This window comes from Kribbella sp. HUAS MG21 (assembly GCF_040254265.1).
GTDB lineage: Bacteria > Actinomycetota > Actinomycetes > Propionibacteriales > Kribbellaceae > Kribbella.
Window position 1 is genome coordinate 8,224,683 of the sequence record NZ_CP158165.1, and the last position, 18,457, is coordinate 8,243,139.

General features: G+C 68.8%; 18 protein-coding genes and 2 tRNA genes. 12 read left to right on the forward strand and 8 right to left on the reverse strand.

Annotation, left to right across the window (positions count from 1 at the left end):
• Positions 1-46 precede the first annotated feature (46 nt).
• From ABN611_RS39465 to ABN611_RS39490, 6 genes are all read left to right on the forward strand, one after another.
• Positions 47-505, forward strand: coding sequence for a MarR family transcriptional regulator (locus ABN611_RS39465; RefSeq protein ID WP_350277423.1), 459 nt, complete (start codon positions 47-49; stop codon positions 503-505).
• A 110-nt stretch (positions 506-615) separates the two neighbouring features.
• A complete protein-coding gene (locus tag ABN611_RS39470; protein ID WP_350277424.1) occupies positions 616-1,500 on the forward strand; it encodes a sigma-70 family RNA polymerase sigma factor in 885 nt (294 codons plus the stop codon).
• Positions 1,501-1,533: 33 nt separating this feature from the next.
• Positions 1,534-2,073, forward strand: a complete 540-nt coding sequence (locus ABN611_RS39475; protein ID WP_350277425.1) for a hypothetical protein — start codon at positions 1,534-1,536, stop codon at positions 2,071-2,073.
• Between the two features lie 93 nt (positions 2,074-2,166).
• Positions 2,167-2,239: transfer RNA gene (locus tag ABN611_RS39480), tRNA-Asn, on the forward strand.
• A gap of 407 nt (positions 2,240-2,646) precedes the next feature.
• Positions 2,647-3,027 carry a DUF4232 domain-containing protein gene (locus ABN611_RS39485; protein WP_350277426.1) on the forward strand — a complete coding sequence of 127 codons (381 nt, stop codon included), beginning with the start codon at positions 2,647-2,649 and terminating at the stop codon, positions 3,025-3,027.
• A 90-nt stretch (positions 3,028-3,117) separates the two neighbouring features.
• A complete protein-coding gene (locus tag ABN611_RS39490; RefSeq protein WP_350277427.1) occupies positions 3,118-3,789 on the forward strand; it encodes a hypothetical protein in 672 nt (223 codons plus the stop codon).
• Positions 3,790-3,893: 104 nt separating this feature from the next.
• Here ABN611_RS39490 and ABN611_RS39495 read toward each other — a convergent pair whose 3' ends face one another.
• The gene (locus ABN611_RS39495) at positions 3,894-4,031 is read right to left on the reverse strand and encodes a hypothetical protein (protein ID WP_167214696.1); all 138 of its coding nucleotides are present in this window, start codon (positions 4,029-4,031) and stop codon (positions 3,894-3,896) included.
• A gap of 114 nt (positions 4,032-4,145) precedes the next feature.
• On the opposite strand from ABN611_RS39495, the gene ABN611_RS39500 reads away from it, so the two are divergent.
• Positions 4,146-4,219, forward strand: a tRNA-Ile gene (locus ABN611_RS39500).
• 243 nt (positions 4,220-4,462) lie between these two features.
• Here ABN611_RS39500 and ABN611_RS39505 read toward each other — a convergent pair.
• The 3 genes from ABN611_RS39505 to ABN611_RS39515 form a co-directional block, all read right to left on the reverse strand.
• Complete coding sequence (locus ABN611_RS39505) at positions 4,463-5,635, reverse strand: hypothetical protein (RefSeq protein ID WP_350277428.1); 1,173 nt, start codon at positions 5,633-5,635, stop codon at positions 4,463-4,465.
• 424 nt (positions 5,636-6,059) lie between these two features.
• On the reverse strand, positions 6,060-6,959 hold the full coding sequence (locus ABN611_RS39510; RefSeq protein WP_350277429.1) for a hypothetical protein: 900 nt from the start codon (positions 6,957-6,959) through the stop codon (positions 6,060-6,062).
• A 456-nt stretch (positions 6,960-7,415) separates the two neighbouring features.
• Positions 7,416-8,015, reverse strand: a complete 600-nt coding sequence (locus ABN611_RS39515; RefSeq protein WP_350277430.1) for an AAA family ATPase — start codon at positions 8,013-8,015, stop codon at positions 7,416-7,418.
• 17 nt (positions 8,016-8,032) lie between these two features.
• On the opposite strand from ABN611_RS39515, the gene ABN611_RS39520 reads away from it, so the two are divergent.
• A complete protein-coding gene (locus ABN611_RS39520) occupies positions 8,033-8,824 on the forward strand; it encodes an alpha/beta fold hydrolase (RefSeq protein ID WP_350277431.1) in 792 nt (263 codons plus the stop codon).
• A complete protein-coding gene (locus ABN611_RS39525; protein WP_350277432.1) occupies positions 8,818-9,594 on the forward strand; it encodes a MerR family transcriptional regulator in 777 nt (258 codons plus the stop codon). Before ABN611_RS39520 ends, ABN611_RS39525 begins: the two co-directional genes overlap by 7 nt.
• Here the strand turns inward: ABN611_RS39525 and ABN611_RS39530 are convergent.
• The gene (locus ABN611_RS39530; RefSeq protein WP_350277433.1) at positions 9,575-10,105 is read right to left on the reverse strand and encodes a hypothetical protein; all 531 of its coding nucleotides are present in this window, start codon (positions 10,103-10,105) and stop codon (positions 9,575-9,577) included. The genes ABN611_RS39525 and ABN611_RS39530 overlap by 20 nt on opposite strands.
• 93 nt (positions 10,106-10,198) lie before the next feature.
• Between ABN611_RS39530 and ABN611_RS39535 the strand changes: the two genes are divergently transcribed.
• Positions 10,199-11,173 (forward strand): phosphotransferase, encoded by a 975-nt coding sequence (locus ABN611_RS39535; RefSeq protein ID WP_350277434.1) that lies wholly within the window; start codon positions 10,199-10,201, stop codon positions 11,171-11,173.
• Here ABN611_RS39535 and dnaG read toward each other — a convergent pair.
• Positions 11,170-13,083 (reverse strand): DNA primase, encoded by a 1,914-nt coding sequence (dnaG, locus tag ABN611_RS39540; protein ID WP_350277435.1) that lies wholly within the window; start codon positions 13,081-13,083, stop codon positions 11,170-11,172. The two genes, ABN611_RS39535 and dnaG, sit on opposite strands and share 4 nt — an antisense overlap.
• Positions 13,084-13,123: 40 nt before the next feature.
• Between dnaG and ABN611_RS39545 the strand changes: the two genes are divergently transcribed.
• Positions 13,124-13,972 (forward strand): biopolymer transporter Tol, encoded by an 849-nt coding sequence (locus ABN611_RS39545; RefSeq protein ID WP_350277436.1) that lies wholly within the window; start codon positions 13,124-13,126, stop codon positions 13,970-13,972.
• Here the strand turns inward: ABN611_RS39545 and ABN611_RS39550 are convergent.
• On the reverse strand, positions 13,969-15,222 hold the full coding sequence (locus ABN611_RS39550; protein WP_350277437.1) for an FAD/NAD(P)-binding oxidoreductase: 1,254 nt from the start codon (positions 15,220-15,222) through the stop codon (positions 13,969-13,971). The two genes, ABN611_RS39545 and ABN611_RS39550, sit on opposite strands and share 4 nt — an antisense overlap.
• Before the next feature lie 98 nt (positions 15,223-15,320).
• On the opposite strand from ABN611_RS39550, the gene ABN611_RS39555 reads away from it, so the two are divergent.
• Positions 15,321-17,189 carry a sialidase family protein gene (locus tag ABN611_RS39555; protein ID WP_350277438.1) on the forward strand — a complete coding sequence of 623 codons (1,869 nt, stop codon included), beginning with the start codon at positions 15,321-15,323 and terminating at the stop codon, positions 17,187-17,189.
• On the opposite strand, the gene ABN611_RS39560 is transcribed toward ABN611_RS39555, so the two are convergent.
• On the reverse strand, positions 17,173-18,396 hold the full coding sequence (locus ABN611_RS39560; RefSeq protein ID WP_350277439.1) for a deoxyguanosinetriphosphate triphosphohydrolase: 1,224 nt from the start codon (positions 18,394-18,396) through the stop codon (positions 17,173-17,175). The two genes, ABN611_RS39555 and ABN611_RS39560, sit on opposite strands and share 17 nt — an antisense overlap.
• Between the last annotated feature and the right edge of the window lie 61 nt (positions 18,397-18,457).

Below are 18,457 nucleotides of genomic sequence, written 5' to 3' on the forward strand. Positions count from 1 at the left end.
ACTCATATTATCTCGCTTAGCGAGAGAATATCTTGAGGAGATATCAATGAGCAACCGGGCGTCACTACTGGACGACTCGACGCGCCTGATGCGCGACTTCATGACGTATGCCGTGCTGTTCCAGGACGCGGTCGCGCGGGCCGCCGGGCTGACCGCCAGCGATCTGCAGGCGCTCGGCCTGCTGATCAACGAGGGGCCGACGTCGACCGGGACGCTGGCCAGCCGGACCGGGATCAGCGCTGGTGGCGGGATTACTCAGCTGGTCGACCGACTCGAGAGTGCGGGCTTCGTGCGACGGGAGCGGAGTGCGACGGACAGGCGGCGGGTGCTCGTCGCGCCGGTGGTCGACGAGGTCCAGCGGCGGGTGGGGCCGCTGTACGCGCGGATCGCCTCGGAGTGGGAGACGTATCTGTCCACGCTGTCCGACGACGACCTGCGGGTGTGCGTCGACTTCATGGCGGCCGCTGTGGAGATCAATCGGCGGCATGTCGAGGACTCGGCGTAGTTATCCACATACTCGAAGTCACCGGTCCCGCGCGGGGCGAATCGCGGCACTCTCTTGGGCATGGGAGATCGCAGGGATTCGCAGGGCGTTTCGCAGGGAGTGGAGAACGGATGGGTGATCTCGACTGTGATCCGGCGGACGTGACCGCGCTGGTCGCGTACCTCCGGGACATCGGGCAGCGGGAACTACTGAGCTTGGAGGAGGTGAACGAGCACTCGTACTGGATCGAGGCCGGGCTGCTCGCGGCCGAGCGGCTGCGCGGCGATCCGGGGCGGCCCGACGCGGGCGAACTTCGGCAAGTCGTCGCGCTCGGGCAGCACTCGTGGCGCCGGATGGTCGAGGGCAACCTGCGGCTGGTCGTGTCGCTCGCCCGGCGGTACGGCGGGAAGGGCATCTCGCTGCTCGACCTGATCCAGGAGGGCAACATCGGGCTGATGCGGGCGGTCGAGCGTTTCGACCACCGGCTCGGGCACCGGTTCTCGACGTACGCGATCTGGTGGATCCGGCAGGCGATCGGCCGCGCGATCTCGGACCGGTCGCGGCTGGTTCGCATGCCGGCCCAGGCGTACGCCGACGCGTCCCGGGTCGGGTCTGCGCGTCACGACCTGACGCAGAGCCTGGGGCGTGAACCCGGTGCGCCGGAGCTCGCGCGGGCAACAGGACTGAGCATCGCGCGCATCGAGCGGGCGCAGGCGTGGCGGGTGCATCCCGAGACGCTGGACCTGGACGAGTCGGAGCCGGTGATCGACGACGACCCGATCGTGCTGCGCGCCGCGCTGCGCCGGGATCTCGCGTATCACCTCGAGTTCCTGGACGACGTGCACCAGTCCGTGCTGCATCGCCGCTTCGGCCTGCGCGGCCACATTCCGTCGACCCCGGAGGAGACCGCGACGCAGCTTGGCCTCAGCTCGGCCAAGGTCCGCGCCCTCGAGCGTGAAGCGCTGCGGCAACTCCGGCGCCGCGCGCTGCCTCAGCTCCGGGAGTACGTCGCCTGACGTGGTGCTTGGCCTGGCTGGAATGATGTGGGTGTGAGACTTCTGCGTACCTCCTGGCCGCGTGAGACGGCCGACGCCGTGACGGCGGCCGCTCGTCAGTCGACCGGGAGTAAGGAAGACGTGCTCGCCGCCGTACAACTGGCGAACGGCCGCTGGGCGGCTGGCACCCGTGCGGCCGTCTACCTGCCGTCGGACACTGCGGACGCCGACCGCCGCGTGGGCTGGGAATGCATCGAGCGCGCCAACTGGGACTCTGAGGCGTCGGTGCTGCACATCTACGAGACCACCGACTTCGGCACCCCGCTGCGCGCCACCGAGCTCAAGGTCGACGACCCCGGCCGCTTCGGCCAACTGCTCCGCGAACGCGTCGATGCGAGCATCGTCGTCCAGCGCCACGTCCCGCTCGCCGGCAAACGCGGCGTCCGCATCGTCGGCCGCCGCAACCCCGCCACCACCGACGCCGAAGTCACCTGGAACATCGTTCTGGACAAGGGCTTGGAGCCCACGCAGCCCGGCGTCGTCGACGCCGCCGAAGCCGCCCTCCAGCAGGTCCGCGACGAGTTCGGAATCTGACCCGGCAGCCACCCGAATCCCGTTTTTGTAGTTCGCCGCCCGCCTGCTAACCTACTCAGGTCCTCGGGGATCGAAGACACCGCAACACCACGATCCCGCCTAGCTCAATTGGCAGAGCAGCCGGCTGTTAACCGGCAGGTTACTGGTTCGAGTCCAGTGGCGGGAGCAACCACCCAGCCGGGCCTCCTCTTCGGAAGCCCGGCTTTTGCTTGTTCCGCGTGTGCCGCGGCGGTTGGATCAGGCCGGTAGGTTCGTGGGATGGGGCGGTGGGGATGGGTGGGGTTGTTCGGCGCACTGGTGCTGCTTGGCGGCTGCGGGACCGAGACGGCGCCGGTCGGCGCGGCTGGCGGAGGACCGGCTACTACGCCGACCTCGGGCAACTCAACCGCCCGACCGCCTGCCACATCGGGCCCACCTTCGCCGCCCGGTGCACCGAGCCCGACCGACGGGACTCCTGATGCGCTGAGCCCGACTGTGCGGACGCCTGGGCTGGGTGCGTCGCGGCGTACACCTACGCCTACTCCCCCGCCGCGTGTCTGTCCGGCGTCCGGGGCTCTGGTGACCGTCGGGCCGGTGGAGGCTGCGCTCGGGCATCGGGCGGTGGTGGTGAAAGTGACGAACTGCCGGTCGAAAGCGATCACCGTCGACGGCTACCCGGACGTCGCCGTGCTCAACGCCCGCCGCCGCACGATGCACGTCACCGTCACCCGCGGTACGTCGTACATGGCCATCGACCCCGGCCCCACCAGAATCCGCCTGGACAAAGGCGAATCGGCGATCGCCGCCATCTCCTGGTCGAACACGGTGGAAGTTGCCGAGGACAAGGCCTCAGGCACCTATCTCACCGTCGCACGCAGCGCCGGCGAACGCCCCGTCGTCTGGCCCGTCGACACCGACCTCGGCTCGACCGCGAAGCTCACCCTCACCGCCTGGTGCCTCGAACTACCGAACTGATCCGCCGCAAACTATTGGCCTAGACCATAATTCGGCGTACGTTCCTGCCCAGATCCCGAGGGGGCCTCGGGGATGAGGGGAAGGAACCCGGTGAACATCAAGAAGGTTTTCAGCACCAAGGCCGGCCGCCTACTGGTCGCCGGCGTCCTGGGCGCCGGCGTACTCGTCGGCATCACCGTCGCGGCGAACGGCGCCGTACGCCCGGACTGCAAGACGCTGTCGTACCCGCTCTGCGCCCGCTCGGTCGCCGCGAAACAGGTCGTCGACAACAGCCTCCCGGCGAGCAAGATCGTCCCGGCGGACCGCGCCGCGTTCCTGAAGGACAAGGACACGGATGCGTACGGGAAGGCCGGCGTCACCGCCACCTTCGGCCCGAAGCCGATCGCACGCCTCGGCGGGAAGTACTTCGAAGGATTCACCACCATCGGCACGTTCAAGCTGCCGAAGGGCACGTGGCTGGTCAACACCTCCGTGACGTTCAACCGCATCACCGCGGGCGCTCCGGGCAGCATGCCGCAGGTCGGCCTGCGCATCGGCCAGCAGTCACCCAGCACCTGGGGCACCGACGTGGGCACGGTGGGCGGCGTGGCGATCTCGCCGGCGAAGGGCCACGACCTGTTCGGCTCGTCGGTGAAGATCGTGACGGTCGACGCGGAGACCACCGTGGGCGTCTACGGATTCGGTTACAACCACGACCAGAGTGCGGCCGGCTCGGGTGAGATCACCGCGGCCGCGTCGGTCGTCGCAGTCCAGGTCGGCTGACCAACGGCCCCTGACCGCCGCGTGCGGTCAGGGGCCATGCTCTCCCGTGGGATCGGGTACGCCGCCGCGCCCCGCCCACGCGTCATACGTCCGGAAGAAAGCTCCTACTTCCCCTTCTTCCGGTCGATCGCCCGCTGGATACGGTGCTGAGGCTGACCGAGGATCTTCGCCAGCAGCGGCACGCGGTACTTGTACGCCGCGATCGCGCCCACCACGATCACCAGGAAAATGAACCAGCCCATGGGTGTTCCCTTCGTCGGACCTGCCACCCATCATGCCCGCTCCCCGGTCACCAACCCCTCAGTCAAACCCCTGACCGCCCCCTGGTTTCACACCAGATACCATCTCCCGCACACGGGGCGGTAGCTCAGCTGGTTAGAGCAGGGGACTCATAATCCCTGGGTCACGGGTTCGAGTCCCGTCCGCCCTACAGCGTGAAACTGCAGGTCACGGCCGCATTCACCCGTGACCTGCAGACTGTCCAGCCCGACCCGTGCCATGTCGCGTGACATGAACTCATGCTGACGTCGCCGCGGCAGGCCCAGGAAGCAGAGAATCTCAGGACACGCTTCCTGAACCAGGTGGGCGAAGGACGGAACCCAAAGACCCATGCCAACGTGGACCAGCTATCGAGCAGTACTCCGAGGTTGTCGACGTCCAGACGGTCGTTTGGTTACGGTCGGCGGATGGATCTCCACAGGTAGGTGTCGTAGCCGGCCGCGCCGCCGTCGCGCACCAGGTTCACAGCGTCCGATTCGAAGGCCACGTGGTTCCCGTCGGCCGAGATCGCGGGCCCGACGCTTCCGATTCCGCCGAAGGGGTCGGCCGGCTCCTGGCGATACGTGATCCAGACCAAGGAGCCGGTCTGCCGATCGAGCCGGAAGACATCGCTGAGGTTTCCGCGGTCAGCGGGCGTCATGCGGCCCGGTGTCCCGAACGCCACGTATCGGCCGTCGGCCGACACGTCCTCGCGGAACACAGGTCCGACGGCCGACGACGGGTTCCCGGCGCGGTCGGCCGTGACCAGTTCGAGCCGGTCGGTGGTGAGGTCGCGGAGCCAGACGTTGGGGATCGGATCGACACCGACGCCGAGCCACCCGATGACGGTGAACACCACGAACCGGCCATCGGCGGCGATGACCGGATAGCTGGTCTCGATGATGACTGCCCGGCGATCGGCTGTGACGTCGTGCGAAACCGAGCGAGTCGTGTTCGTCTTCCGGTCATGGACGTAGGTGAAGATGAGGGTTTCGGGCGGCGGTGGGGGCGCCGGCGCGAGCGTCGGGGAAGCTGACACGAACGCGACGAAGCGACCATCGGCGGAGATCGTAGAGTCCGTGGAGAACCCATCGGACTGGAGCCCTCCGGTGCTCACCGACACCCTCTCGGTCCGCCCAGCGTCCAGGTCGCGGACGAAGACGTCCTGCGTGTCGTTCGTGTCGCCGGCGACCAGGTTGGTCGCACCTGAGGTGAAGGTGACGTGGCGACCATCGGAGGAGATCTCCGGTTGACCCCCGCCTTGGTCCGCCTGCCCAGCGATACTGATCGAGACACGGCTCGTGGCCCCGGTCCGCCGGTCGCGGACGAAGACATCGGGGCTGTCGTTCGTGTCCCCGGGAACCAGGTTCGTAGCGTTCGAGCTGAAGGCGACGAACCGCCCGTCCGCCGAGATCGAACCTTGCCGGCTCTCACCGTTTCCCTGAGCCCCGTCCACACCGACCGATGCCAGGGTCGTCCGGCCGGTCACCATGTCGCGCACGAACACATCACGCTGGCCGTTGACGTCGCCCGGCACCAGGTCGGTCGCGTACGACGAGAACACGACGTACCGACCGTCGGCCGACACGTCCAGCCCCTTCTCCGTCCCGGAGAAGGACGGACCGTCGGCGGTTTCCCCGTTCGCATCGACCGATACCACAGTGATGCTGCCGACGCGCCTGCCATCGCCATCCACGACGCCGGACGCCTGCGACCCGCCAAAGAACAACGCTGTCGAACTGACGACCGTCAATAACACAATTGCTGGGTTCCGCATAATTGCCCCCTCGATGCGACCGCCCCCATCGACTCACCGCCGACGGCTCGGAGCTACCAATGCTGGGTCGGTCAACTGCCCGACTGTCGAGAATCAGCCCCCAAGCTCGCGTGATGTCTCCTGTGACCGTTTCAAACGTTTGCGGTATCACCGAATCGCGTGGTACCGCCCATATCTCGTAGCTGTGAGGCCGAGTCCACCGGAGACCTTCCAGCCGGCCGCTGATCTCGGGGACTCACTCCCCGAAGAGCTGGTCGTCGCGGTTCGCCAGGCCGAGGTAGACGGGGTCGGCGAACGTGACCGGGACCTTGCCCCGGCCCTGGATGACGGTGGCCAGGCCGTTGGCGTGGCCGACGGCGTACAGATAACCCGCCTTGGTGTCCTTGTCGATGCCGAGCAGGAGCGTGCCGTATTGACCGCACTTCTTGGCGACCATCGATTCGAAGACGTGCCAGGTCGTGCGACGGACGAGCTTGACGACAGGCTCGAGCGGCGACGTCGTCGGGATATGGATCGTGTAGAGCGCACCACCGCGGGTGTTCGCCAGAAAGGTGTCGTACGTCCGCGTCTTGCTGATCAACACCATCGATTTGACGGCCGAGAATCCGGGGTACGACGTCCTGTTGCGCCAGCCGTTGGAGATGGTCCAGCGGAACAGTACGCCATCGCCGCGGAGACCGTAGACGTTGGTCCGTGCGAAGGTGCCCTCGGAGTAGGACCGCTCAACCGCTCGGAAGGTGCCCCAGCCGCCACCGACACGGACCAGCCCGGGGGTGACGCTCTCTCCGGTTCGGTAGAAGCTGTCGTACAGCGCGTCTCCCATGACGACCAGGCTGGAGATATCGCTCTCGCCGGTACCGAGGACGTCGAAGTTGATGAGCGCCGAGCTGCTCACTCTGACCTGCCCGTCGGGGAACACGCCGCGACCCATGATCTCGCTGTTCGTCGCGGTCGGTGGCACCGTCGCGATGATGGCCTGTGCGCGATGATCGCCGCCGGCGGTCACCGAGCCCACTCCCACCGAACAGGGGTACGCCGCCGTGCTCGGCGTCGCCGGCGCCGTTCCCGCCTGCAGACCCGCCAACGCCAGGGCGGCCGTCCCCGTGAATGCCGCAATTACTCGGTACGTACCCATCACAATCTCCCCCTGCGGTCACCCGGTACGGCGCGCTGTAGTACGACACCCCAGCGCCTTGAAGTTGCTCCAGCGACGGCCGGTGCGTTGCAGGCTCAGGTGGGTGACCTGGCCCTTGATTCGTGCTACGGCTCTTCTTCCGGTCTAGGCCTGGCGAGATCGCAGCGGAAGACCTGGGCGCCATCTGAGGCCGAAAGACCCGGCGTTTCGGGACCTCCGCCGTGTGAAGACGAGGGGTCGAGCCAGCTCGCCGTACGGGAACGTGTCGGGCGGCGACGCGGCGGGGGTAGGACTGGATCGAGCCGGGGCTCGGGTGGCGCCGCGGACGGGTGGCGCGGGTCCTGCGCCCGTCACCAGCTGCCGTACCTGCGTGAGTGTGCCCCGATGACCGGTGCGGTGATCCGGGCGTCCAAGTCCGCCCCGTTCGGCGCGGTCCGTCGAATTCCGCCGCCTGGACTACGACTGGAGGTAGGTGTCTACCTCGGCCAGGGCTTTGGGGAGGGGGTTTTGCATGTTTAGTTGGAGGTAGGGGGTTGGGGGGCGTTGGGTTCTGGTCATCCAGGTGCGGAAGAGGTAGGTGCCGTCTTCCTCGGTGTCGCCGGCGTCTGCGGGAGGTTGGTTGATGCTGGGGCGGTGGGTTCTCAGGCGGGGGCGTTGGGACAGGCGGGTGTCCAGGAGTTGTAGGTCTTCGACGTGGCATTCGATGAAGCGGTACGGCGCTGTGTGGGCCTCGGCGATCTTCATGCCTTCGGTGATGATTCTCGGCCAGAAGCAGGGGCTGTCCATGATGACCGGGTGGCCTTGGGTGAGCACGTGGTTGGCTTGGGCGTACATGACTTCGTACGACGCCTTCGTGGCGGAATGGAGGTCGAAGTCCGCGTCGAGGATGGCGGACTTGATCACGTCGTAGTCGACGGCGACCGCTCCGAAGGTTCGGGCCACGTGGGCGGCGACGGTGGACTTGCCGGAGCCTGGAACACCTGACATCTGAAGCAGGAACACCCCGTCGTCCTCCCATACGTGCGGACAGTTGGCTTGACCCTGACGCAGGGTCAACCCTCCAGCATCGCGGTATGGCGATGCAGCAAGCTGTACGACGGTACGCGATCGATCATCACAGTGTCAGGATCTCGGTGGCTCGGGGTGGGCGTGGGCGGTTGCTGGTCTTCTGTCCAGGGCTGAGCTCGACGCAGGCCGACCTGCACGAACTTGTCGAGTTGTTGCGGCGGGACTTCGACGTGGTGACGTCCGATCTGCGCGGGCATGGATTGTCCTCGGCCGCGGCGAGCTACCGGTTCGAGGACTTCCTCAGCGACCTCGAAGCCGTGATGGCACACCTGGCGCCGGCCGCGTCGTTGCTCGTGGGGTACTCCCTCGGAGCGGACCTCGCGGTGCACTACGCCGCCGAACACCCGGAGCGCGTCGAGGAGCTCGTGCTGATCGACGGCGCCAATCCCGTGCCTGAACCGTTCATCACCGACGAGGACCTGCCGATGTTCCGCGCAATGTGGGAGCAGATGGCGGAACAGCAAATGAGCTTGCGCGGTACGGCGAAGCAAGTGCTGCTCGACGCGCGCCAGATCCTCGCGCTCAACCAGGAGATCGACGCCGTCCGCGCCGACATCCTCGAGCGGTACCGGAGGATCGACAAGCCGATCACGATGATCATGTCGACCGAAATGGCCGGCGCCAACGCTGAAGGGCGCGCGGCCGAGCTGAACCAGAACTGGCAGGCCGGCATCGAGCGACTCGTCCGCGACCAGCCGCAGATCAACACCTTCCGCCTCGACGCCGACCACCAGCTCGTCCTCACGCACGCGCAAGCCGTCGCCGACATCATGCGCAGTACGTTGGTGCGGTGCTGACGATCAGCGAGTTGGCGAAGTACGCCGGTGTGACCGTGCGCGCGGTCCGGCACTACCACGCGAAAGGACTGCTGCCGGAGCCCGAGCGGGATCACTCCGGCTACCGGAGGTACGACGCCGTGGCCGTGATCGACCTGATCAGGATCAGGACGCTCGCCGACGCCGGCGTACCCCTGACCCGCGTGCGCGAACTCGTGCAGGCCGACGACGACCAGTTCGCAGCAGCTGTCGCCGAGATCGACGACCGGCTGCGGGCAGAGATCGCGCAACGGCAGCAGCAGCGTGAGCGGATCGCGCAGCTTGTCGCCGGGGACCGGCTGACGCTGCCGTCCGAGGTCGTCGACTACCTGGACCGCCTGCGAGCGCTCGGGGTCGACGAGCGGATCGTCAAGGCGGAGCGCGACGGCTGGATCCTGCTCGCCGCGCAGTCGCCCGAGCAGGTTCCGGAATGGATGGCACGCAAGCAGCGCCAGCTCACCGATCCCCAGCTGATCAGCTTCTACGAAGTCCTCAGCCAGGCCCTCGACCGGACCGAGGACGATCCGAAGCTGGTCGAGTTGGCCGACGAGTTCGCCGCCTACCTCACCCGGTTGGCCGCGGACCACGGCGAGCGTTACCTCAACGACACCGACCTCGACCGACCGCTTGCCGACCTGATGGACACGCTGGTGCTCGACACCGTTCCGCCGGCCCGTCGCCTGATGGGCCTCCTCGAACAACGCGGCTGGACCGGCTGGACCGAGGTGTCCCCTACCCGACGTCCTGGCTGAGTTCCCGCCGAGCACCGTGCGTACGGCGATCCTGCAGGAGCAGGTCCGGACTGTAGGCGTGGAGTTCCCGCTCCAGCTCCGCGGCGTCGACGTCCCGGAGCGCCCCGGGAAGGTTGATCCAGGCAACAACCCGGGCATCGGAGACACTCAGCGCCTCGTCCGCCGGTACGACGACCGACGTCAGCACGGCCTGTACCTCGACCCCGGGCCCGTCGGCCTCTACAACCTCGCGGTCGATCAGCACGAAAGCCTGTACGTCGCCCCAGGCAACGCGCGGCTCGCTCCAGAACCGGATCCCGTGCGGCCCCACGGTAAGAACAGGTGAAGCAGGCGACGATCCGACGTACACCGTGACCGCGGCGATCAGGAGCACGATCGCCATCAGCGTGAACAGCGACAGCCCGGGAATCGCGATCAGCTCGAACACGAAGCTCAGCACCGCGGCACCAGCCAGGCTCACGACGAGCGGCCGCGTCTCCCGCCGGCCGATCTCGAACAGGGTGCGTTCCATGAGTAGCCTCCGTTCGCTGTCAGTTGAACGGTAACGCCGGAAAGGTCCCGCGCGCCCGGCCGACGTGCGTGCCGGGTGCGGCATGCTGGGCGCGTGGACTTCGCGCGTGCCCTCGAGGAGTCGTACGGCGTTCGCGCTGTCGAGCTGCATCGGATCGATGCCGGGACCAACACGATCAATTACCGGGTCGTCGGTGAGGACGGGCGGCGGTGGTTTGCGAAGGTGTATCGGGGTGGGCTCGAGCGGGAGCGGGTGGCGATCGAGCTGACCGAGTTCGCGCGTCGTGGTGGGGTGCCGGTGGCGGAGGTACGCCGTACGGTCGGCGGCGAGGTGATCGATGCCGGCGTTCCGATGTCGTTGTGGGAGTTCGTCGACGGGGAGACGGCCGAAGGTGGGCTCACAGGCAAGCGCTGGCCGGCCGTCGGAACCGTGCTGGGCAGGCTCCATCGGCGGCTGGCGGAGCATCCTGCGGCCGCGCCGACAATGCGCCCAGCCGTTGAGGTTCGGGACATGCGGCGCGCGGCGCAGAGCTTTGATCGGCTGATCGCGAAGAAATCGATGAGCCCGTTCGAGGAGTGGGCCTGTGAGGCAGCCCGGGAGCGGAAGGCGCTGCTCGGGCGGGCCGGCGCGATCCTCGCCGAGCTCCCGGAGCTGACCGTGCAGGTGCTGCACGGCGACCTTGCGGCACCCAACCTGATGCTGCGCGACGACGCCGTCGCGGCGGTGATCGACTTCCATCCGTCGGGTCCGGGCTTCACGGCCTGGGAGATCGCGCGGATCGGCTGCGACCCCCGCACAGTCATCCTCGGCGACCAATGGATCGACGGCCTCGGTGAACTACTGCGGGCCTACAAGGACGGGCACCCGGCGGCCCGCCTCGACGACCTGCTGTCCACGGTCGCCGTCGGCTGCGCCCACACGTTGGGGTCGACGTTCCCGCTCGCCGAGCCGGCGCCGGTGTCCCCGTCGCTGGAGCGCTACGCCCGCGCCCGCCACCAGGCTGCGCTCATCATGCTCGACCGGCTCCCCGACGTACAGGAGACGCTGCGCGACCGCCTCAAACCCTAAAGTGCGCCGGAGATCGCGCGGTTGCGGAGTTCGGCCTTGTAGGCCTCGAGCGCGATCAGCTCGCCGAACATCCGGTTGTACTCGTCCGCGCGGTCGATCGGGTTCGTCCGCTGCAGCTTCGACTTCAGGTCGGCGATCCGGCGCGCGCACGTCAGCTCCTGCAGCCGCGCGAGCAGCGCCTGCGCGTACGGCTCGTCGGGCTCCCGCCCGAGCCGCAGCGGGTCGACAGCCAGCGCGCCGACGACCGCGGCCGCCGGATCGTTGCCGATGGCATCGCGTACGGCGACCACCCAGGCCTCACCGGGCGGCGCCACGGACGGCCCGCCGACCTTCGCCATCGCGGCCCGGATCGCGGCCAGCCACGGATGCGTGAAGTCGTGGTCGTCGAGCTCGTCGAACGCGACCCCGACCAGCGCCGGGTGCTGCATCGCGACCTTCAGCACGTCCCACTCGATCACGAACCGCTGGTCCCGCGGCGACGGGATCTCGGCGCGCGGCGCGGGAGGACCGGACGGCGCGACGGCTCCGGACACAGCCGCCGCCGGCGCGGCAGCCGAGCCAGAACCAGAAGCAGCTCGCGACGCCGCACGATAGACCTCGGACCGGACCTGGTCGACCTCCATGCCCAGCTGCCCGGCCAGCTCGCGCGTGAACGCGTCCACCTTCGACCTATCGCGGATGCTGATCACCAGCCGCGCCGCTTCCCGCAGCGCGTCGATCCGGGTGTCGGCCCGGTCCAGGTCGTACTTCGACAACACGTTGCCCAGCACGAACCGGTACAGCGGGACGCGCCGCCCGATCAGCTCCCGGACCGCGGCGTCGCCCTTCTCCAGGCGCAGGTCGCACGGGTCCAGGCCGTCCGGCTCGACCGCGACGTACGTCTGCGCCGCGAACGCCTGGTCCCCCGCGAACGCCTTCAATGCGGCCCGCTGCCCCGCCGCGTCACCGTCAAAGGTGAAGATCACCTCGCCGCGGAACTGGTCGTGGTCGAGCAGCAGCTGCCGCAGCACGCGCGCGTGGTCGTCGCCGAACGACGTACCGCAGGTGGCGACCGCGGTCTGCACGCCGGCGAGGTGGCACGCCATCACGTCGGTGTAGCCCTCGACGACCACGGCCTGCCGGCCCTTGGCGATCTCGCGCCGGGCCAGGTCGACGCCGTACAGGACCTTGGACTTCTTGTAGATCGGGGTCTCGGGCGTGTTCAGGTACTTCGCTTCGATCCGGTCGTCGTCGAACAACCGCCGCGCCCCGAACCCGATCACGTCCGAGGACGCGTCCCGGATCGGCCACATCAGCCGGCCGCGGAACCGGTCGTACAGCCCGCGCTGCCCGTCGGCGGCCAGGCCGGACGCGACCAGCTCGGCGTTCGTGAACCCGCGGCCGCGCAGGTGGCTGACCAGCGCCTCGCCGCCGCGCGGCGAGAACCCGACACCGAAGTACACCGCGGCGTCCTTGTCGAATCCGCGCCGGTCCAGGAACTGCCGGCCGAGCGCCGCCTCGGGCGCGCCGAACAGCTGGTCGACGTAGAACTCGGCGGCGACCTTGTGGGCCTCGACGAGCCGGGGCCGCTGGTTCCCCGGACCGCGCTGCACCGGCGCGCCGGAGTCGTCGTACCGCAGCTGGATGCCGACCTTGGCGGCCAGCGTCTCGACCGCCTCGGAGAACGTGATCTGGTCGATCTTCTGGATGAAGTCGATGACGTCGCCGCCCTCTTGGCAGCCGAAGCAGTAGAAGAACCCGCGCGCCGGGGTGACGTTGAACGACGGCGACTTCTCGTCGTGGAACGGGCAGAGGCCCTTCAGGTTGCCCCCGCCGGCGTTCTTCAAGGTCACGTACGAGCCGACGACGTCGTCGATCCGGGCCCGCTCGCGCACCAGCGCGATGTCCTCTTCCTTGATCCGGCCTGCCACCCCGCGAGTCTAACCGGGCGGGTCACGTAGGTTGACGGGTATGCCACGTACCCTTCGCCCCGGTCAGCGGTCCGAGCTGTACGTCGTCGACGTCGCGGCCGGAACCCACCGGCTGGTGTTCAGCTCGGACGAGATCCTGTTCGAGGCGCCGAACTGGCTGCCGGACGGGACGCTGCTCGTGAACGGCAACGGGTTACTGTTCCGGGTGGCGGACGGCCTGGCGGAGATCGAGCTCGGCGGCGTCCCGGCGATCAACAACGACCACGTGGTCAGCCCGAACGGCCGGACGGTCTACGTGTCGGCCGACGACGGCCACATCTACGCGGCGCCGATCGAGGGCGGACCCGGCCGGCGCGTGACGAACGACCGCGGGCCCGGCTTCCACCACTACCTGCACGGGGTGTCCCCGGACGGTACGACGCTCGCGTACATCGGCCTGGAGTGGGCCGGCGACCGGCGGATCACCAACGTCTGGACCATCCCGGCCGCGGGCGGCGCCGACGTCCAGCTGACGGACGACGAGTTCGCCGACGACGGATCGGAGTACGGCCCGGACGGTGAATGGATCTACTTCAACTCCGAGCGCGCCGGCCACGCGCAGCTGTTCCGGATCCGGGTCACCGACAAGCACGCCGAGCAGTTGACGGACGACGAGCGGGTGAACTGGTTCCCGCACCCGGCCCCCGACGGGTCCAGCATCGCCTACGTGAGCTTCCCGCCCGGCACCGAAGGCCATCCCGCCGACATCGACGACGTACGCCTGCGACTGCTCACGCGTGACGGCGAGGTCCGCGAACTGACAAGTCTGTTCGGCGGCCAGGGCACGATGAACGTGCCGAGCTGGTCGCCGGACAGCTCGTCGTTCGCGTACGTCACCTACCCGCTCTAGACCTCGGACAGCTCCACCGACGTGTCCGACAGGCGAGCCGGGTCGACCTGCTTGCCGGAGCGGATCAGGTCGCGGACCGCGTCGATCGCGCCCCACGTGTTGACGTGCATACCGGCCAGCACGTGCCGATCGTCGTCGAGCCAGAACGCCACATAGGCCCCGGACTTCGGGTCGCCGCGGAGTACGACCTGGTACGACGTCCCGCGCGGAACATCACCGGCGTACTCCATGCCGAGGTCGAACTGGTCGGTGAAGAAGAACGGGACCGCGTCGTGCGCCACGTCCTGCCCGAGCATCGCCTTCGCGGCCGCGGCGCCGGTGTCCTTCGCGTTCTGCCAGTGCTCGACGCGGACCGGGCGGTTGAACAGCGGGTGGTCCCAGCGCACCACGTCGCCGGCCGCGTACACGTCCGCGACCGACGTCTGCAGGTCCGCACCCGCGACGATGCCCGAGTCGTTCTCCGGCGTCGCGACCTCGATCCCGGCCTCCTCGGCGAGCTCGGTGTTCGGCCGGACGCCGACGCCCACGATCACCAGGTCCGCGGGCAGCACCTCGCCGCCGCTGATCCTGACCCCGGTGACCTTGCCGGTGCCCTCGAAGCCCTCGACCCCGGTCCCGAACCGGAACTGCACACCGTGCTGCCGGTGGAACTCGGCGAACAGCTCGCCGATCTCCTCGCCCAGGACGGCGGCGAGCGCGGTCGACTGCGGCTCGACGACCGTCACCTCGCAGCCACGTTCACGCGCCGCGGACGCGGCCTCGAGCCCGATCCAGCCGGCGCCGACCACGACGACCCGGGGCTTCGCGGCGTACGCGTCGGTGAGCGCCTGCGACTCCTCGGCCGTGCGCAGGTAGTGCACGCCCTCCAGATCCGCGCCCGGTACGTCGAGCTTGCGGACTCGGCTGCCCGTGGCGATCAGGAGCTTGGCGTACGGCACCTGGGAGCCGTCGTCGAGGGTGACCGTGTGCGCGGCCGGGTCGATCGCGGTCACCGTCGCGCCGAGCCGCAGCTCGATGGTGTTGTCGTCGTACCACTGCTGGTCGTGCAGCTGCGCCGAGCCGGTCTCGGCCTTGCCGAGCAGGACGTCCTTCGACAACGGCGGTCTCTCGTACGGCAACGCCTGCTCGCTGCCGATCAGGACGATGCCACCGCTCCAGCCGTCCTTCCGAAGGGTCTCGGCCGCGGTCGCTCCCGCGAGGCTCGCACCGACGATCACGATCTGCCCTGAATCCTGCGCTGCATCAGCCATGACCGAACCTTAGTCCTCGCCGAACCCTTGTCGCAGACGGCTCGCGTGGCTAGTTTGTCGCAGGACATCATACGTCCTATGTCCTCCCTGGGAGAGCTATGCGACTACGCCCACCAGCCCCTCTCGCGGCCGCCGCCCTACTGGTGTCGACGATCCTCACCGCCCCTGCCGCTGCTGCCGACCAGTCCGGCGAAGCAGTTCCGTTCGTCGAGGAGAACGTGCCGTTCCAGCAGAAGACCGGCGGCTACGCCTGCTACCGGATCCCGGCCGTCGTGCACGCGACAAACGGCGACGTGCTCGCGTTCGCCGAGGGCCGCGTCGCGGACTGCGGAGACGACGGCGACATCGACCTCGTGCTGCGCCGATCGAGCGACGGCGGCAAGACCTGGGGACCGCTCCAGGTGGTGTCCGACGGCAACGGCGGCACCCATGGCAACCCGGTGCCGATTGTCGACAATCGGACCGGCCGGATCGTTCTCGTCACGACCCACAACGGACCGGAGCCGTGCACGAACGGCTGCGACCGCGACCCGTACGTCCAGACCAGCGACGACTTCGGCTCGACCTGGACCGCACCCCGCGAGCTGACCGACGCGAAGCTGCCGAACTGGAACTTCTGGTACGCGACCGGCCCGATGCACGGCATCCAGCTCCAGCACGGTCCGCACGCCGGCCGTCTCGTCGTCGGCGCGAGCTTCGAGACGTACGACGGCACCGGCCCGCACGTCTACGGCACCCATCTGTTGTACTCCGACGATGCCGGCGAGACCTGGCACATCGGCGCGCAGACCTCCCGCGACGACGGGACTGTGATCGCGCAGGAGGTCACCGTGGTCGAGCTGGCCGACGGGCGGATCTACGCGCTCGCCCGGGAACGCGGCACCGATCCGGGCAACCGCGCGTTCGCGACGAGCAGCGACGGCGGCACGAGTTTCGACGCGCCGTTCCGGACGCTCCCGCAGCTGGAGATGCCCGACGTCCAAGGCGCGCTGGTGCGGTTCAGCGAAGGCCCCGAACAGAACCGGATCCTGTTCTCGGCGCCCGCACATCCGGCGGCGCGCGAGGTGATGACGGTGCGGTCGTCGTACGACGAGGCGCGCTCGTTCGGCACCTGGGAAGAGGGGAAGGTCTTCCACTGGGGCCCGTCGGCGTACTCCGACATGGTCCGGCTGGACGGCGACCAGGCAGGGCTGCTGTACGAGGGCGGCGTCGCGAGCCCGTACGAGTCGATCCGCTGGGCGCGCTTCAACGAGGCGTACCTGTCGACGCCGAACGGCACGCCGCCGGGTATCCCGGGACCGCCGGCGCCGGGGCCGCTGACACCTGATGACGGGCCGGCGCACAATCCGGCGTACGTGCGAGGCGGGGCGACTGTTGCCGAGGGCAAGTTCGGGACCGGGATCGCGCTGGACGGCGTCGACGACCACGTCGAGGTGCCGTACGACGCGTCGATCGACCTCGGCGCGGACGACTTCACGCTGATGACCTGGATCAGGTACGGCGCGACCACCGGGTCGCACGCGATCCTCTGGGCGTACCGGACCGGGTCGGGCAGTACGCCGCAGGTGTGGTTGCGCGCGGAGCCGGAGAGCAAGCGGATCCGGGCGTTGCTGTCGGTCGATCGCTTCAACGTGACCGTGCAGTCCGCGGCGGCGTACAACGACGGCGCCTGGCATCACGTCGTACTGCAACGCGCCGGCGGCAAGCTGCGGCTGCTCATCGACGGAGTGGTCGCCGGCTCCGCGACCGCGCCGCCGGGCTCGGTCACCGCCGGCAAGGAGTTCGGGGTGCGCGGCCTGCACATCGGCCAGCGCGTCGACGGCGCGAACCGCTTCCGGGGTTCGCTCGACGAGGTCCGTGTCTACCGGCGTGCCCTCTCGGACGCCGAGCTGCAGCAGATCCGCGAGACCAACAAGCCGATCGTCAACAAGCTGGGTCTCGCCCTGCCGTTCAGCACAATTGGGTAGCCCACGCCTGGGCTGACGGGTCGGTGAGCGACGCGACCTGGTCGACGACGACGCGGAGGCGCGCGTTGTCGTCCGGGGCTGCCGCGAAGTCGGCCTTGAACGGAGCGTCGAGGTGCTGGGGAGCGGTCTTCCACAGCGCCTCGACGAGCTCCGTGAGGAGTTCGCGCTGGACGGCGCGGCGGGCCTGGCGCTCCGGCGAGTTGAGGACGTGGAACATCCCGACGCCCTTGAGCAGCCCGATCTCGGTGCGGATCCCGTCCGGCACCACCAGGTCCGCCTCGTACCGGATCAGCCGCGAGCGGCCGAACACGGCGTGCGTCGCCTGCTCCGCCGCGGTCGCGAACCGGCCGATCAGCTGGGACGTGAGGTCCTTGAGCCCGCCCAGCGCCCGCCGGCTGTCGTCGAACGGCGCGGCCGGCCAGTAGTTCAGCGAGGTCAGCCGCGACCAGCCCTCGTCCAGCTCGGCGTCGGTTGCCTCCGGCAAGTACATCCGCCGGACGGTCTCCCAGTACGGCGCCCGGTCGGCGGCGACCGCGGCGAGCTCGATGTGATGAGCGACGATCCCGTCCTCGACGTCGTGCACGGAGTACGCCACGTCGTCGGCGAAGTCCATCACCTGCGCCTCGAGGCAGCGCCGCTCCCCCACGCCCGGCCGCAACCAGGTGAAGACCGCGAGATCGTCGTCGTACACCCCGAACTTGCGCTCCCCGGGACGCCGCGGCCACGGGTACTTCGTCGAGGCGTCGAGCGTGGCGCGGCTGAGGTTCAGCCCGACACTGCGGCCGTCGGCGTCGAACGTCTTCGACTCCAGCCGGGTCAGCAGCCGCAGGGTCTGCGCGTTCCCCTCGAAGCCGCCGATGTCCGCGGCGACCTGGTCCAGCGCCCGCTCGCCGTTGTGCCCGAACGGCGGATGCCCGAGGTCATGCGCCAGGCACGCGGCGTCCACTATGTCCGGGTCGCAGCCCAGCGTGGCCGCCAGCTCGCGGCCGATCTGCGCGACCTCGAGGCTGTGGGTCAACCGGTTCCGCACGAAGTCGTCGCTACCGGCCGTCACGACCTGCGTCTTGGCCGCCAGCCGCCGCAGCGCCGCACTGTGCAGCACGCGCGCCCGATCACGCGCGAACGCGGTCCGCCCGGGCCGTTTGACCGGCTCGGCGACCCAGCGCTCCGCGTCGTGCTCGTCGTACCCCTCATGCTGCTTCCTCATCACCTCTCAATCTAGCGACGAGCACCGACATTTCCGTGAACGCGTGTCAAGGAGCTCGCGT

Coding starts and splice junctions, on each gene's coding strand:
- ABN611_RS39470 (WP_350277424.1), top strand. CDS start 616: ATGGGTGATCTCGACTGTGATCCGGCGGACGTGACCGCGCTGGTCGCG.
- ABN611_RS39550 (WP_350277437.1), bottom strand. CDS start 15,222: ATGGCTGATGCAGCGCAGGATTCAGGGCAGATCGTGATCGTCGGTGCG.
- ABN611_RS39530 (WP_350277433.1), bottom strand. CDS start 10,105: ATGGAACGCACCCTGTTCGAGATCGGCCGGCGGGAGACGCGGCCGCTC.
- ABN611_RS39495 (WP_167214696.1), bottom strand. CDS start 4,031: ATGGGCTGGTTCATTTTCCTGGTGATCGTGGTGGGCGCGATCGCGGCG.
- ABN611_RS39545 (WP_350277436.1), top strand. CDS start 13,124: ATGCCACGTACCCTTCGCCCCGGTCAGCGGTCCGAGCTGTACGTCGTC.
- ABN611_RS39560 (WP_350277439.1), bottom strand. CDS start 18,396: ATGAGGAAGCAGCATGAGGGGTACGACGAGCACGACGCGGAGCGCTGG.
- ABN611_RS39465 (WP_350277423.1), top strand. CDS start 47: ATGAGCAACCGGGCGTCACTACTGGACGACTCGACGCGCCTGATGCGC.
- ABN611_RS39510 (WP_350277429.1), bottom strand. CDS start 6,959: ATGGGTACGTACCGAGTAATTGCGGCATTCACGGGGACGGCCGCCCTG.
- ABN611_RS39520 (WP_350277431.1), top strand. CDS start 8,033: ATGGCGATGCAGCAAGCTGTACGACGGTACGCGATCGATCATCACAGT.
- ABN611_RS39555 (WP_350277438.1), top strand. CDS start 15,321: ATGCGACTACGCCCACCAGCCCCTCTCGCGGCCGCCGCCCTACTGGTG.